The organism is Geoalkalibacter subterraneus (assembly GCF_000827125.1).
GTDB lineage: Bacteria > Desulfobacterota > Desulfuromonadia > Desulfuromonadales > Geoalkalibacteraceae > Geoalkalibacter_A > Geoalkalibacter_A subterraneus.
On the sequence record NZ_CP010312.1, the window covers coordinates 92,586 to 106,732 of the forward strand.

Sequence of the window (14,147 nt, forward strand, 5' to 3'; positions counted from 1 at the left end):
GTCGTCTTTGTACGACGCCGATAAAGAGGTGTCTGCGCTTTTGCGCTGACATCGACTCAAAACGAGGGTCTGTGCAGATGCGCAGGTCCTTTTTATTTATCCGTTCCCCGCCCGGGGAAAGCACGAAAGGTTGCTCTTCTCCGGTTAAGGGGAGAACTGCCTAATCTGCTTTCCTCCGGGCTTTTTTATTCAAAAAGGCCTGGGCTTCGCGCGCTCGGTCCTCAAACACCACTTTTTTCCGGTTGGCGCGAACCGGAAGGAGGAAACAAAAATGGCAGATCGTAAAATCAAGATGTATCCCGTCACCGAAACATTCGGAATCAAGGCCCCGAAAGAGGCCGTTGTTCCCGGTTTCGAGCCGGATCCCAACGCTCCGGCTGCGCATCTTGTGCCGGCGGTTGATCCCAACCACGTCTTCCCGAAGGACTTCCTTCGGGACATCCTCGCCTGGTGGCGAGGAACCCACGAGGGGTTCGTGAAAAAAGAGGGGTTTTTCTGCTTCGGGCCGAAAGGTTCGGGCAAGTCCTCCGGCATTCTCCAGGTCGCAGCGCGACTCAATATCCCGGTTTTCCGAGACTGCGGGTCGGAGGTCTATGACGTGGAAGCCGCCATCGCGCACCCGACCGTCATCGGTGGTGACACCATGATGGCTGATGGTCCGATGACCATGGCCGCTCGGATCGGGGCGTGGTTTCTCCTCGATGAGGTAGACCAGATCGAACCCTCCAATCAGGTTGGTTTCAACCCGATCGCGGAAGGTTCCTCCTGGGCCCTCCCTCGCACGGGTGAAGTCATTACCCCTCATCCCAACTTTCGGTTCTTTGCAACCGGAAACTCCAACTTCGGGGGTGATGCAACCGGCCTCTATCAAGGGGTCAAACGGCAGAACTCAGCTTTTGGGGATCGGTGGTTCATCACCAAGATGGACTACATCGACCCCGAAAGCGAAAAGGCGATCCTTAAAAACGCCGTACCCGGCATCACTGATGTCCAGGTCGAGGGGATGGTGAAGTTTGCGAATATGATTCGTTCCATCTTCCGCGGTGAGGAATCGGGTCAGGCACCGATCGAGATCGAACTGTCCACCCGTTCCCTCGTTCGGTGGGCGGTCAATACCGCCATGTTCCAGAATACCGAATGCCCCATCGTTTACGCGATGGACCGGGCCTTCGGATTCGGCTGTGACCCCGAAACCCGCGACGTGCTGGTCGAAACTCTGCAGCGTGTCTTCGGGAAGGAGGTGACAAAATAATGGTTATCGCTCACCTCCGCTTCGACAATCCCGACGGAAGCTCGAAGGACTGGATTATCCGGCGCACGTCGGATGGTTTTGCCACCGAATGGGGCAGAACAGGGAAAGCCCTTCAGTCAAAGAACTTCCCCGGCAAGAATTTTAGTAATGTGGACGCTGAAATTCAGCGCCGCATTTCTGAAAAATACAAAAAGGGCTATCAAGATGTCGTCTCTTCAGCACCCGACGATCCTGCCATGAAGGCGGTCAAAAAAAGGGTGGAACAAGAGGCTAAGGCAGAAGCCCAAAAAAAGGCGGAAAAAGAACTCGCAAAGATCTCCAAGATCGACAGCGTGTTCTCAAACTGGTTCTGAACCAGATTTTTCCGCCTCCCACAACCCCGCCCGGGGGAAACATTTGCACACATTGTCTCCCTCGGACAGGGAGAGTGCATGTTTCCTCCGGGCTTTTTCTTTTTCAAGAGAAAGTCCGGGCCTTGCGCACCCGGAACAACGAACCATTTTTCCGGGTTGGCGCACCCCGGGAGGAGGAACTATGCAGCAAAAAGTTCTCGAGAAGGTCATCTGTGTATTCCTGGACGTTCACCTCTGGACCGGGCGCAAAAAACTGCGTCCGGAAGATCTGAAGGTGACGGCCGGGGAAATCCCGCCCGACAAACTCGCTTCGCTGGGGTCGAAAAAAATCTGTGACCACAGCGAACTCTCCGTTTTCAGCTCGCTCAAGAAGCGAGCTGAACGAGAGTGCGAGAAGGTCGGGGTCCGATTCCTGGGCGGCTATGCCGTTCCGGAGGACCAGGCCGAGAATCTCGCTACAGAACTTGCCTCAATTCAGGGCGAGTTCGAGGTGGCTAAGAAGAAGTTTGTCGGACAGTACGACCAAGCCATTGAAGCCTGGATCGCCGACAACGGCGAGTGGGGCAGCATCATCCGTGGTGCTGTCGAACCCGTCTCAACAGTCAAACGGCAGCTGCGATTTGCCTACCAGGCGTTTAAGATCGCTTCCGCCGGCGATGACTGTGGGTCTCTCAACTCCGGTCTTGATAACAAGGTCGGCTCCCTGGGAGACCGGTTGATCTTCGAGGTCAGCCGAGACGCTGAGCGCGCCTGGGAGAATTCCTTCCGCGGGAAGGATCGCGTAACGCAAAAAGCGTTGCGTCCCATCCGGGCGCTTATCGAAAAACTCAAGGGACTCTCTTTCCTCGATGGAAAGATCGGGCGCCTTGTCACTCGTCTGGAGACGGGCCTTGCCGCCCTGCCCCAGAACGGCCCCATCGAGGGGCAGGATCTGAACGCGCTTGTCGGGCTGGTGCTCATGCTGGCCGACCCGGAAGCAACCAAAGGTCTTGCCGCCGACGATTGGGGGGCTCAGCCCGAAGAAGAGGAGGACATTGACCAGGAGGTTGAAGAAGCCTCCGAGACTTCGGTCGAGGTACCCGGTGTGCAGGAGCCAGTCTCTGAAACCCCGGCGGCCGAAACCGAAGAGGAAGACGAAGAAGAGGTCGAGGAGGATGTTGTTATCGATTACGACGACGCTGATCCTGCTCCGGCCGACGAGGCTCCGGCTTTTCCGGTCAACTGGTTCTAAATTGCCCCGCCGCTTCGGGGTGCTGTTCACTTTTGTTGAACGCACCCCAAGCGGGGGGTGCCTTATCTTTTCGGAGGGCACATGAAAGCAAAAAATCTGATGAAGACCTTTCCCTACGTCGCAAAGGCGCTGGGGGAAAAATCAGGGATAAAGGTTGCTGTTGGCCCCGGTCCAGCAGCAACTAATGGCATCGACCATATCAACATCCCCATCCTCCCCGAGGATGACGAAGGGGCGCTGATTCTCGGTCGGCGTTGGTTAGACCACGAAATCGGCCATATTCGCAACTCGGATATGGATGCGGTCAACGGCAAACTCAAGCCGGGCTCGTTCTCTTTCGCAGTCTGGAACTGCGTTGAGGACCCGCGCTCGGATGCGCTTATGGGCGCAACCTTCCCTGGGTCGAAAATCAACCTTCGCGAGGGGATTGAATATATGATTCAGAAGGGCATCGCCCGGCGACTTCCCGAAAGTGGAGAAATCCACACCGGGGAGTGTTTTTTGACCTGGATACTCAATCGACTCCAGGTCAACCGTCTCGGAAATGATTTCTGCCGACCGATTCTCGAGGAAGCGCAGGAGGCAATGGAAGAGATCTTCCAGCCCCACCTGATGGCAGAACTCGAAAAGATGGCCGATGAGGCCGAGACCATCGAGACCACCGAAGACGGGGTAGAGCTGACACTGAAGATCGTCAGCACACTGGAGAAGTGGCTTGACGACCCACCCGAGCCGCCGGAAAACCCCGACCCCTCCGATGAGGGTGAGGACGGCGATTCTGATGAAAACGATCAGGATCAATCCGGTGATTGCTCCGGCGACAACTCCGACGATGGAGACGATAGCCAGAGTCAAGGATCAGGGTCGGGTAATTCCGACCAAGAAGGCGGTGACGACTCCGACGATGGGGACGGCAGCGGTGGTCAGAACGGAGGTTTTGACCAGGATGTCGATGACCAGGACTCGGGTTCCGGGTCTGGCTCCGACCAGGACGACGATCCCAAGGATGGGGATAGCTCCAAGGATGGGGATAGCTCCAAGGATGGGGATAGCTCCAAGGATGGAGACAGCGACGATCAGGACGGAGACGATGACGGCCAGGACGATGCGTCCGACAAGGATCAGGGAGATGACGGCGATGCCAACAACTCCCAGTCTCAGTCAAACGGCAACGATAATGGCCGTGGCGCCGGCCACGGTGGCGGCAAAGAGTTGATTCAGGCTCTTCAGCAGATCCTCGAAACACCGGAGGAGATCTGCAACCGCTTCGACCAGGGCAAACAGCTTCAGCAGGAACTTGATGAATTGGCTGAAGATATCGACCCCTGGGACAATCGCCATGTCTGTATGCCGGAAGAGGACGATCCGTGGCAAGGCCCGGTGGATGTCTCTGCTGTACGCAGAGTCACCAGCCAGTTACGGGCCAAGCTCACGGGTCTTGTCCAGGCAAGTCGCCATCAGGCCTCACCACCCCGGCGACGGGGCAAAAGGCTCGATACCCGAGTCCTACACCGCCTGTCGGTAGAGGATGATCGGGTGTTTAGCACCAAGAGGAAAGATACTGCTGTCAATACAGCGGTCATGATCCTCGTTGATCGCTCCGGGTCGATGGGCAGCCACCAGATGGAGGTTGCCAAATCTTCGGCTCTGGCAGCGGCCTTGGCCCTGGAAGCCATCCCCGGCGTTACACCTGGGGTGGCAGCTTTCCCGGGTCCGTCAGGAGGGGTCATTCCTCTGACACGGCTTGGGCAAAGCCCGCGGCGCACCTCCAGCAACTTCGCTATCGGAAGCGGTGGCGGAACTCCCCTCGGGGAGGCGATGTGGTGGGCCGGCTATCAGCTCCTTTCTCGTCGTGAGACGAGAAAGATCCTGATTGTGGCCACAGACGGCGATCCCAACTGCCCCGCCGGCGTACACAAGGCGGTGGCAGAACTTGGGCAAGCCGGGATCGAGATGATGGGTCTTGGAATTTGCTACGGCAGAATTCAAAACTTCATCAAAAACTCGGCCACCATCCAGAATGTCGAAGAGATGCCCAAGGCTCTCTTCGACATGTTGCAAAAAACCCTACTCAACAGGGCGGCATAAGCCGCCCTTCTCTTAAGGGAGAACACAATGGCACAACTTGCCTCAATCTCTGCCGCCACGAGTGGCGGATGTAAATACTGCCGGACAAGTACCAAGCATCCGGCAGCATCTGCCTGCCCGGATAAAAACTGGGCAGATTGGCTAAGAGGCGTAAGGACTCTCTCGCACTACATGTTCGGGCGAGACCTAACAGCAAACATCCCTGAGTCAAAACTAAGAGAGCTTTACGACGAGGGGACCCTGATGACAACGGTCGTTGCCAGGGCGAAATCAGGAAATATCTAATCTCCCAAAAGCCGGGGGAAGCGTCTTGTTTTACAAGTCTTCCTCCGGGGAGACCTTTAAATAAGGCGTTTTTTCCGGCTTTTTCAACGGTTCCGGAGCTGCGCAACCGGGATAGGATGAAAACCGTAACCTAAAACATCCCGGGAACGCCCCGGAGGAGGAAGACATGGAAAAGCATGAATTCCCGGCCTACGCCGGAAAATACGTCAGAAAACGGCACGGCGGGATCGTGCCGTTCTCGGCAAAACCAATATTTGCGGCCATCAAGAAGGCCGTTATCGCCTGTGGCGGTAGCGACTTCGAGAAGGTTGCACGGTTGACCAGCAAGGTGGTCGAGGCGATGAACGATGAGTTCGCCGTCCGCACCGCCAGTCTCTCTGTCGAAGAATCGCGCAAAGCTATTCATTCGGTTGAAGAGATTCAGGACCTCGTGGTGAAGGCCTTGATCAAGGGTGGTCACGATGAGGTCGGCTTGGCTTATGTGAAATATCGCCTCAAGCGGGCGGAACTTCGCGAGGGGCAGGCTCTGGTCAAGGCCAGCGTCGAAAATATCTCGGCGTATGTCGGTGATGTGGATTGGCAGGTTAAGGAGAACGCCAATATGGGTTACTCCGTACAAGGCCTCAATATCCATATCGCCGAGGAGGCCACCAAGGCCTTCTGGCTGCATCAGTATTCCACGGATGTTAAGGACGCGCATGTGCGAGGCGATATGCACATGCACGACCTTGGATTCCTGGGAAACTACTGTTGCGGCTGGGATCTGAAGGCTCTGCTTCTCAAGGGCTTTAACGGCGTAGCCTACAAGGTCGCCGCCGGCCCGGCGAAGCATCTCGATACCGCGCTTCTGCAGCTTGTAAACTTCCTCTACACCATGCAGGGGGAGTCGGCAGGAGCGCAGGCCGTGTCGAACTTCGACACTCTGCTTGCCCCCTTTGTTCGGCATGATGGCCTCTCTTATAAGCAAGTAAAAAGGGCCATGCAGCAGTTCATCTTCAATATGAACGTGCCGACGCGGGTCGGTTTCCAGACCCCCTTTACCAACATTACCCTCGATCTTTTCTGCCCTAGCAATATGGCAGATGAGGCCGTGGTGGTCGGAGGGGAGCTGCAGGAAACCACCTACGGGCAATACCAGGAGGAAATGGACATGATCAACCGCGCATTTTGCGAGGTGATGATGGCCGGAGACTCCGAGGGGCGCATCTTCTCTTATCCCATCCCGACGTTTAACGTCTCAAAGGATTGGGACTGGAGCGCTCCCCAGCTTGAGTGGCCGTTTCAGATGGCCGCCAAGTTCGGTATTCCATATTTCAGCAATTTCATCAACTCGGATATGGACCCGGAAGATGCCCGCAGTATGTGCTGCAGGCTTCGGCTGGACAATACCGAGCTTTTGAAACGGGGCGGCGGCCTCTTTGGCGCCAACCCCCTGACCGGCAGCATCGGCGTAGTCACCCTCAACTTGCCTTTGGCAGCGTATGAGGCGGGCGACAAGGACGGGTTTCTGACCCGTATCGCCGAGCTGATCGATCTGGCCAGCGAATCGTTGGAGCTTAAGAGGAAGATCCTCGAGGGCTACTTCGACCAGGGCCTTTACCCATACAGCAAGGCTTACCTCGCTGACGTAAAGGCCCGCACCGGTCAGTACCTGGCCAATCACTTCAGCACGATCGGCCTGGTCGGAATGCACGAGGCTCTTTTGAACCTTGGCATCGAAGGGGGCATCACCTCGAAAGAAGGCCATACCTTCGCGGTGGAAACGCTCACGTTTATGCGTGAGAACATCCAGGCCAAGCAGATCGCCACCGGCAATCTGTACAACCTGGAGGCCACCCCGGCCGAGTCGACTTGTTACAGGTTGGCTAAAAAGGCTCTGAAGGTCGCTCCGAAGATCATCGTCTCCGGAGATGAAGAGCCGTATTTCACCAACAGCTCGCAGCTGCCGGTGGGATACACCGAGGACATCTTCGAAGCTCTTACGCTTCAGGATGATCTGCAGACTCAGTATACCGGCGGCACTGTGCTTCACGGTTTTCTGGGCGAGCAGATCGAGGATTGGAAAATGGCGATGATGCTGGTGAAAAAATCCTTCACCAACTTCAAGCTTCCCTACCTTTCCTTGACTCCGACCTTCAGTATCTGCTCCGAGCATGGCTATCTTGCCGGCGAGCACTTTGCGTGTCCGCACTGCGGCAAGGATGCCGAGGTCTGGAGCCGGGTCACCGGCTTCTACCGCCCGGTGCAGGCCTACAACCCCGGGAAGCAGCAGGAGTACCGGGACCGGTCAGAATATCAACTAAACGATAAGGATGAAGCGGTCAAAGCCGCCTGATCCCTTTAAACCAACCCGCCCTTGTCGGGCAGATCACGCATCTCCCGATAAGAGGGGCGTGGTCTACCCGGCAGGGACTTAACCTTAATGGAGGAAGTCATGGCAAAGCCGACATTCGCAATCGTTCTTCCCTGTGTTCGTGTTGGTGTAGGCAACCTTCTCGATGTTTGCGAAGGCAAGCAGCGCCCCGAGGTCTGGGGCATTTTCACCTTCGATAAACCCCGCAGAGCGGTTGCCGGTCCTGCCCAGGATCAGCCGACATATCAGGAAGCCGTCTCGGTGGCAAGCAAAATGGCCCAGGAGGTCATCACCTCCATCGAAGTCTTCCCGGTAGCCGATTTCTGGGCGATCCACCTGATCAACCAGCATGGCGAATCCATTTGGTTCGATGACAGATGGACCAGGGATGAAGCCGTAGAACAAGCCGCGGCTTACGGTCTTCCGGTTCATATCCGCGAAGGTCGCAGTCAGATTGCGGCATAGGAGAAGCAATGAAAAAGCTCCTCTTACGGCAATAGTCCCGCCGGAGAAAGATAGTGCTCCGGTTTTCTCGAACCTCAGACCCAGTATGGAGAGGCCATCCTGGGGCCTGAAAGGAGAAATCCATGTCGAAAACAAACCGCATCCACCTGGATGCCGACGAAGTAAGAAGGGAGGCCCGTGGTCGCTGGGAATCGATTCTCAGCTCTCTGGCTTCCGGCTTCGACCCGGCACTCCAGCGGGTCGGAAAACATGTAGATTGCCCCATGCCGAGTCACGGCGGCAAGAACGACTTCCGGTTTTTCAAGGATGTCGCCGAAACCGGTGGGGCCATTTGCTCCTGCGGAAAATGGGGTGACGGGTTTGCCCTGCTCATGGCTAAAAACGGCTGGAGCTTTCCCGATGCCCTGCAGGAAGTTGGCAGCTACCTTGGCTTGACCGACCAGAAAGAACGGGAGGAACGGGCCAAGCGGCGCAACGACCCCAGGGAGCAAGAAAGGCTTGCAAAAGAGCGAGCCGAAAAAGAAGCGAAACGCAAAAAAGACGATCAGACGCTTCGCAGGGGGCTCAATGAGGTCTGGAGCAACAGTGTTGCGATCGACCACCCCCAGGCAGAGCCAGCACGGCTCTATCTGGCACGCAGAGGCCTTAAGGTGCGAAATCTTCCCCAAACTTTGCGTTGCCACCCCTACCTTCCCTACTACGAGGAAGGTGAAAAAATCGGGGTATTCCCTGCACTGGTTGCCATGGTGCAGGCCCCCGACGGCGCACCTGTGACTCTTCACCGGATATATCTTACCGATGAAGGGTTTAAAGCGCCGGTTCCCTCTCCCAAAAAACTCATGGCCTATCCTTCGGATAGAACCTTGAGGGGCGCAGCTATCCGGCTGGGTCCACTTACCAAGGAGAGGACTCTTGGGGTCGCTGAGGGCATAGAAACCGCTCTTGCCGTCCAACAGGGGTCGGATGAGATGCCGGTGTGGGCAACCATCTCTGCATCAATTCTGGAAAATTTCGAACCTCCCAGTGAGGTTGTGCTTCTTTGCATCTGGGCTGACAAAGACCGGTCAGAGGCCGGCCAAAAGGCCGCAAAGGAACTCAAAAAGAAGGTAGGCATCCAGGCGGTTGGACTTCTGCCTGGAGAACCGATCCCAGAAAACAAGAAAAGCATCGACTGGCTCGATATCGTTGCCAAGTACGGTTTCTCTGGAATCTACAGCCTGAAATCAATCAAGCAATTGATCAAAAAGGCTGGATAAACACAAAGGGCGCCTTCGGGCGCCCTTTTCTTTTGGGGGAAATTAATGCTCTCTTGTCTCAGGCTGTCTCTTGTTTTTTTGTCGTTGTTCTCCGGGTGGGGTCTAACCTTTGGGCTCTCACTGCTCCTCGTTTGGGCCCTCTGGAAATATGGGGCCACATTTATCTTGGATGGGTTGAGTTTCTTCGATATCCACGCATCACTAAATGCTCCTCCGCAGTTAAACGAGATGCTGCTTGCAGGAGGTGCTGCAGCAATCCTTCTTGTGTTTCTGCAATATTTTATATTTTCTATTTCGCCTTTGAAATACCGACTCAAAAAAATCTTTCCGGGAACAAATCTTAAAAAAGTCGATAAAGAATCCGTGCTCGCCAAACACTGGCAAAACATCTGCACTATGCTCAACATTGAACCACCTCCCCTTTTTATTGCCGAAACCCATACCCTTAATGCCTTCGCTTATGAAGCCGGATGGAAAAAAGCGGTTATCGTCTCAGCAGGACTGATTAATCACTTCCACATTGCCGAAATTCTGTGGGTCTTAAGCCATGAAGCGGCGCACATAAAATATAAAGACGCAAAAGCCTTGACGTTGATGACCTCTGGCTCTCGGTCCATTATTTTCGGATGTCGTATTCGAAACTTTATTCTATCTCTTATTGCCCGATCGCTTTCTTTCCTGCGTTTTGTGCCTGGCTCAAAGTTAATCATCCTTATTCTTATCTTCCCTCTGAATCTGATATCTATCCTCTCCTCCTTTACCCTTAAAACATCACTTTTTATCTTCAACGTCCTCGATTCGATGATCTCCCGACGAATGGAGTTGCGCTGCGATAAGGTCGCAGCCGAGACTGTCGGTTATGAACCCGCCATAAGCGCTTTGCATAAATTGAATCAAAAAAAGCCACCTCTTCTTGGGCTAAACACACACCCTTGCACCAAGAGAAGAATACGTCTTCTGGAAAAACACAAAAAAAGCCCGGCAATTTAGCCGGGCATTACAAAGAAGAAGGGCCTTCTGGTGGAGCGGCGCTCCACTGAAGATGGTGTGCGTGTTTTGGATGGCTGGCAGTATAGATGAGAAAAAGGGCTTCCGTACTGCCGAAAAGGGCCTTTTTACTGTCGAATTTAAAGAAAAACGGAATTCTCGTGGATTCTAAAAGTTAATTTGTGACAAAATCCTTTTCAAATAAAACCATAAGGTAGAAATATAAATTAAAACTCTTGACAAAAAATAAAAATGAATGTAGCCTTAGCTAAAAACAAAAGGAGAACGATATGAAAAAAATCAAAATTCTACTGGCCCTCATTCCCGCGCTTGCAGTATGCGCATGTTCCACCACCTACCCTCCGGCCCCTATCGGAGACTCAATTATCTGGTCGACTCACGATGAGCGCCCTGGATGGAGCGTTGAAGCTCCGGATATCGATGAAGGCGATGAGTACGTTTTCGTCGGACAGTCCTTGTATCATTCCACTGAGCGCGGTGCGCGAGTCAACGCTGAAGCCAACGCAGCCCAACAGGCTGCACTCTTTCTCTCCCGCCACGTCGAAGGACAGTACGCAGAGTCCACAACCGGTGGCGGCACCGAATCAGGAATTCAGGATCCCAATGTTTCCATCGATGGAGTTTTGAAGATAAGTACCGATCAGGTTCTGAACAAGATGCAGGTCGATGAGTGGTATCTGGAGAACTGGCGAAAGGGCCCTGACACGCTTTGGAAAGCTTTTGTCCGGGTAAAAATCCCTAAAGACCGCTTCTAAGAGGCAAAAATCATGATGGCTCCAACACACGCACTCACCGGTATTGCCGCCTATCTTGCTCTGGCCCAGGCATTCCCCCAGGTCTTGGCGGTCAACGCGGTCACAATTGCGGCAGCAACCTTGGGCAGCGTGGCCCCGGATATTGACGAACCCCGCAGCTGGATCGGAAAGCGTCTGATGTTTTTATCGGTGCCGTTGCTCTTTATCGCACGGCATCGCGGTTTTACGCACTCTCTTCTTGCTGCGGCTCTTGGTTCCGTTGGAGTTTTCTGGCTTTTCCATCCTCAATACGGGCTCACGTGGGTTCTTGCCTTTTTTGTCGGATTTGTGGCTCATCTTTTCGGGGATTGGAACACTAACTCCGGGGTCCCTCTTTTGTGGCCCTGCGAGAAAAGATACAGGGCTCCGTGGGCCTTTGCGACCGGCGGTTTTTTTGAAACAATTTTTCTTCTGGTACTCTCTGTCCTGATTTTTCTTGCCGGAAAACAGTGGGCCGCCGATTTCTTGAGAGATTTCAAGATATGAAATTCTTCAATCTGCAAAAACTGGTTTTCTGTCTTTTGATCCTGCTTGCCACCTCCGGCGGATGCTCGGTTCCGTTAGGCCTGAAATCGCCTCCGGAATGGATCAAATCTCCTCTGGTAGAAACCCCCGAGGGTCTGGTTGTCGTGGGTGTAAGCTATCCCAGTAGCGACGAGCGAAGCGCACGCGATGGCGCACTGCTCCATGCACTGCAGCAGACATTGCGCTTTGCGGGGATGCACATTGACACCTACACCCGGATCGTTGCGACAGAACGAATGTCCGACCAGGACCATCAGGCGCAAAACGAAACCATCGAGAAAACAGCCATTGCGACTCAAGGGTTTATCGAGCGCATCGAACAACAGGACTGGGCCCTGATTCCTGCCGACGAAAGCAGCAGGATTGCTTACGTCAAAGTATTTGTTCCGTCCCGGGAAATCGATAGGTTGAAAAACGAGAGAAAAAGGCTGCAGGACCAGGCTTACGCACCCTACAAAAAGGTTCGAAGAGCATTTTCCGACGCTATTGCGCAGCACGATGTTGCGCGGGCACTGACCCTTGCACGGCAGGTTTGCACAGCCTACGAGCAGATGATTGCTGCCTGGCCGGGAGAGAATCTCCCCGAAAACAGGCCCATTCTTGAGGGGTTGTACCAGCAGGTGCTGATTGATGTTAGCTTCGAACTGAAAAGCAAGCAGATAAAAGTTCCGGACAAGAGAACGAATTCGGAAGTCGCTGTTTCAATTTTGCATCAGGGACAGCCGACTGTCCCCGGAGTTGATATCTCGCTGGAGCTGCCATCGGGGAAAAAAGTGGCTTGTCGAAGCAAAGATAAGTCTGTGGCCTTCTGCAACATTGCTCCTGCAGCTTATCCAGGCACCTACTCATTGAAAGTTGCGCCTGTTCTGCCAAACGGAGAGCAGGCGGAGGATTATTCACAAAAAGTTACACTGACGGTTGTCGGGGAACCCTCCTTTCTGGCCTCTGGAGAATTTCACGATTTTATCGAAGTCAGCGCAACTGGATCCGTGGATCCATCCGGTTACGATACTGTCGAAGATGTCGTCTCTATGGCAGTTAAAACAGCAAGAACCCTGGCTTATGCCAAGCTTGTCGAGAAGATAGAGGGCATGCAGATCCAAACCAGACAGCAGATCGAAGACGGCTCTTTAGTGGCCGCTAAAATTGTCAGCACCTCTGAAGGACACGTCCGGGCCAAAGTCACCGACGCCAAGATTCGCTGGCGAAGCGATCGGCCGGTTGCAGATATTACCCTGCGTGCCTATCTGGCAAAAAACCATCATGGAGGCGATCGATGAAAAAAACACTGATCCTGATTGCCCTGCTTTGCACTCTGCCGAGCTTGAGCAATGCTCAGAATGGAGGCCTCACAGAAATCAGTGTCGCGTGCAGCGGTCAAGACAAAAATGAAGCCTTGAAAAACTGCTTCGATTTGGCCGTCAACGATGTGTTCGGGGTCTATGTCTACAGCCGAAACAAAATAAAAAACTCTCAAAGTCTGCAAAGCGAGACCAGGATGGTTAGCAGCGGCTACATTGTTGATTATACCGTCTTGTTCGAAGAAAAAATAAACGACCGGGTGCATCTTACGCTTGATGTGACAGTCGATACCCGTCAGATCCAGAAAACTGATGCTGAAGCGCCAGGTTTCTCTTTTGAAGAAAAGATAAGCGATCTCGCTATCGCCGATCACTCTCAAGAAAAGCTCAGCAATGCGGCTGCCATCCTATCCGAACTGGTCGGAGATAAAGAACATCTGTTGGAAAAAGGATACAGATTCACAAAGGCTGGATATAGGGTTAGCGATGTGGGCGCAGACTCGATTCGAGGCTATTTTTTGGTGAAAATTTCAAGGAATGATCTTTTCTGGGATCGATATTGGAGAGTGATTGAGAGTCTAAAGGAGACACCGGGTCCCAATACCATCACTGAAGGATTTTACGGCTATACTGCTTACGACGGGACCTGCCTTGATTTTAATCCGCGAGTTTCTAAAGGCTACGGGCAAAAACTCTATACCAATGTTGAGCCCCGCTACGTTCACCGAAGCCTAAAGCCCTACCTTGCCCCAGTGGTAGAGGGTGTTATTGAAATCGGAGGGCACAGTTTAAGTATAGGTTTTCATAAAAACGCCATCATGGTTCCGTTCTCGGGGAAAAAATTCGAGCATTTCGCCGAAAGAAACGACTCGGCCGACTTCGAGGGCTTTGTCGGGTGGAAACCTGTTGATGAAAAAAACAACCGCTCACCCAACCGTTTTATCGAGACGGCGCCCTTGAAGCCAGGGTCGTACTATTATGGAAGCAATGGGGCTTATCCGAAATCCACAGAGATTGTCGTTGCGACTAAAAAGGACCTGATTGTGAGGATCCCATTCGAAGTCCAAGATACACAGGATATTGTGGAGGCTTACCAGGATGGTTTGAGTCTGCCAAACACACAGAATATTTGACATACTCCCACGACTAAAGCATTCAGTCGCAAGGAACAACGGAAAAACCGCCTCGCTAGACCCACCTCATGGCGAACGCCTAGCAGGGGAAATGAGCTCGGCA

Annotated in this window: 12 protein-coding genes; all 12 read left to right on the forward strand. The window is 53.6% G+C overall.

Translation table 11 applies throughout. The annotated features are described in order from the left end of the window. The first annotated feature begins 271 nt into the window (after positions 1–271). The 12 genes from GSUB_RS16850 (at position 272) to GSUB_RS16905 (ending at position 14,044) form a co-directional block, all read left to right on the forward strand. Positions 272–1,252, forward strand: coding sequence for an AAA family ATPase (locus GSUB_RS16850; RefSeq protein WP_040202797.1), 981 nt, complete (start codon positions 272–274; stop codon positions 1,250–1,252). Beyond that, a complete protein-coding gene (locus GSUB_RS16855; RefSeq protein ID WP_040202798.1) occupies positions 1,252–1,605 on the forward strand; it encodes a WGR domain-containing protein in 354 nt (117 codons plus the stop codon). Before GSUB_RS16850 ends, GSUB_RS16855 begins: the two co-directional genes overlap by 1 nt. 181 nt (positions 1,606–1,786) lie before the next feature. Further along, positions 1,787–2,836 carry a DUF3150 domain-containing protein gene (locus GSUB_RS16860; RefSeq protein WP_052465111.1) on the forward strand — a complete coding sequence of 350 codons (1,050 nt, stop codon included), beginning with the start codon at positions 1,787–1,789 and terminating at the stop codon, positions 2,834–2,836. An 81-nt stretch (positions 2,837–2,917) separates the two neighbouring features. Continuing rightward, entirely contained in the window at positions 2,918–4,924 is a 2,007-nt protein-coding gene (locus tag GSUB_RS18345) for a cobaltochelatase CobT-related protein (RefSeq protein ID WP_052465112.1), read from the forward strand. Between the two features lie 451 nt (positions 4,925–5,375). Next, positions 5,376–7,544 carry a ribonucleoside triphosphate reductase gene (locus GSUB_RS16870; RefSeq protein ID WP_052465113.1) on the forward strand — a complete coding sequence of 723 codons (2,169 nt, stop codon included), beginning with the start codon at positions 5,376–5,378 and terminating at the stop codon, positions 7,542–7,544. A gap of 99 nt (positions 7,545–7,643) precedes the next feature. Further along, positions 7,644–8,027, forward strand: coding sequence for a hypothetical protein (locus tag GSUB_RS16875; RefSeq protein ID WP_144402103.1), 384 nt, complete (start codon positions 7,644–7,646; stop codon positions 8,025–8,027). Between the two features lie 122 nt (positions 8,028–8,149). Continuing rightward, positions 8,150–9,283, forward strand: coding sequence for a DUF7146 domain-containing protein (locus GSUB_RS16880; RefSeq protein WP_052465114.1), 1,134 nt, complete (start codon positions 8,150–8,152; stop codon positions 9,281–9,283). A 174-nt stretch (positions 9,284–9,457) separates the two neighbouring features. Further along, positions 9,458–10,273, forward strand: a complete 816-nt coding sequence (locus GSUB_RS16885; RefSeq protein ID WP_158414129.1) for a M48 family metallopeptidase — start codon at positions 9,458–9,460, stop codon at positions 10,271–10,273. Positions 10,274–10,560: 287 nt separating this feature from the next. After that, complete coding sequence (locus GSUB_RS16890) at positions 10,561–11,046, forward strand: hypothetical protein (RefSeq protein ID WP_040202801.1); 486 nt, start codon at positions 10,561–10,563, stop codon at positions 11,044–11,046. Positions 11,047–11,058: 12 nt separating this feature from the next. Further along, positions 11,059–11,571: a metal-dependent hydrolase gene (locus GSUB_RS16895; RefSeq protein ID WP_052465115.1), complete on the forward strand. Its 513-nt coding sequence runs from the start codon at positions 11,059–11,061 to the stop codon at positions 11,569–11,571. Further along, positions 11,568–12,890 carry a hypothetical protein gene (locus GSUB_RS16900; RefSeq protein ID WP_040202802.1) on the forward strand — a complete coding sequence of 441 codons (1,323 nt, stop codon included), beginning with the start codon at positions 11,568–11,570 and terminating at the stop codon, positions 12,888–12,890. Before GSUB_RS16895 ends, GSUB_RS16900 begins: the two co-directional genes overlap by 4 nt. Then, positions 12,887–14,044, forward strand: a complete 1,158-nt coding sequence (locus GSUB_RS16905; RefSeq protein WP_040202803.1) for a hypothetical protein — start codon at positions 12,887–12,889, stop codon at positions 14,042–14,044. The genes GSUB_RS16900 and GSUB_RS16905 overlap by 4 nt, the downstream gene beginning before the upstream one ends. Positions 14,045–14,147: the final 103 nt, after the last annotated feature.

Coding starts and splice junctions, on each gene's coding strand:
- GSUB_RS16905 (WP_040202803.1), top strand. CDS start 12,887: ATGAAAAAAACACTGATCCTGATTGCCCTGCTTTGCACTCTGCCGAGC.
- GSUB_RS16870 (WP_052465113.1), top strand. CDS start 5,376: ATGGAAAAGCATGAATTCCCGGCCTACGCCGGAAAATACGTCAGAAAA.
- GSUB_RS16850 (WP_040202797.1), top strand. CDS start 272: ATGGCAGATCGTAAAATCAAGATGTATCCCGTCACCGAAACATTCGGA.
- GSUB_RS16895 (WP_052465115.1), top strand. CDS start 11,059: ATGATGGCTCCAACACACGCACTCACCGGTATTGCCGCCTATCTTGCT.
- GSUB_RS16855 (WP_040202798.1), top strand. CDS start 1,252: ATGGTTATCGCTCACCTCCGCTTCGACAATCCCGACGGAAGCTCGAAG.
- GSUB_RS16875 (WP_144402103.1), top strand. CDS start 7,644: ATGGCAAAGCCGACATTCGCAATCGTTCTTCCCTGTGTTCGTGTTGGT.
- GSUB_RS16880 (WP_052465114.1), top strand. CDS start 8,150: ATGTCGAAAACAAACCGCATCCACCTGGATGCCGACGAAGTAAGAAGG.
- GSUB_RS16900 (WP_040202802.1), top strand. CDS start 11,568: ATGAAATTCTTCAATCTGCAAAAACTGGTTTTCTGTCTTTTGATCCTG.
- GSUB_RS16890 (WP_040202801.1), top strand. CDS start 10,561: ATGAAAAAAATCAAAATTCTACTGGCCCTCATTCCCGCGCTTGCAGTA.
- GSUB_RS18345 (WP_052465112.1), top strand. CDS start 2,918: ATGAAAGCAAAAAATCTGATGAAGACCTTTCCCTACGTCGCAAAGGCG.
- GSUB_RS16860 (WP_052465111.1), top strand. CDS start 1,787: ATGCAGCAAAAAGTTCTCGAGAAGGTCATCTGTGTATTCCTGGACGTT.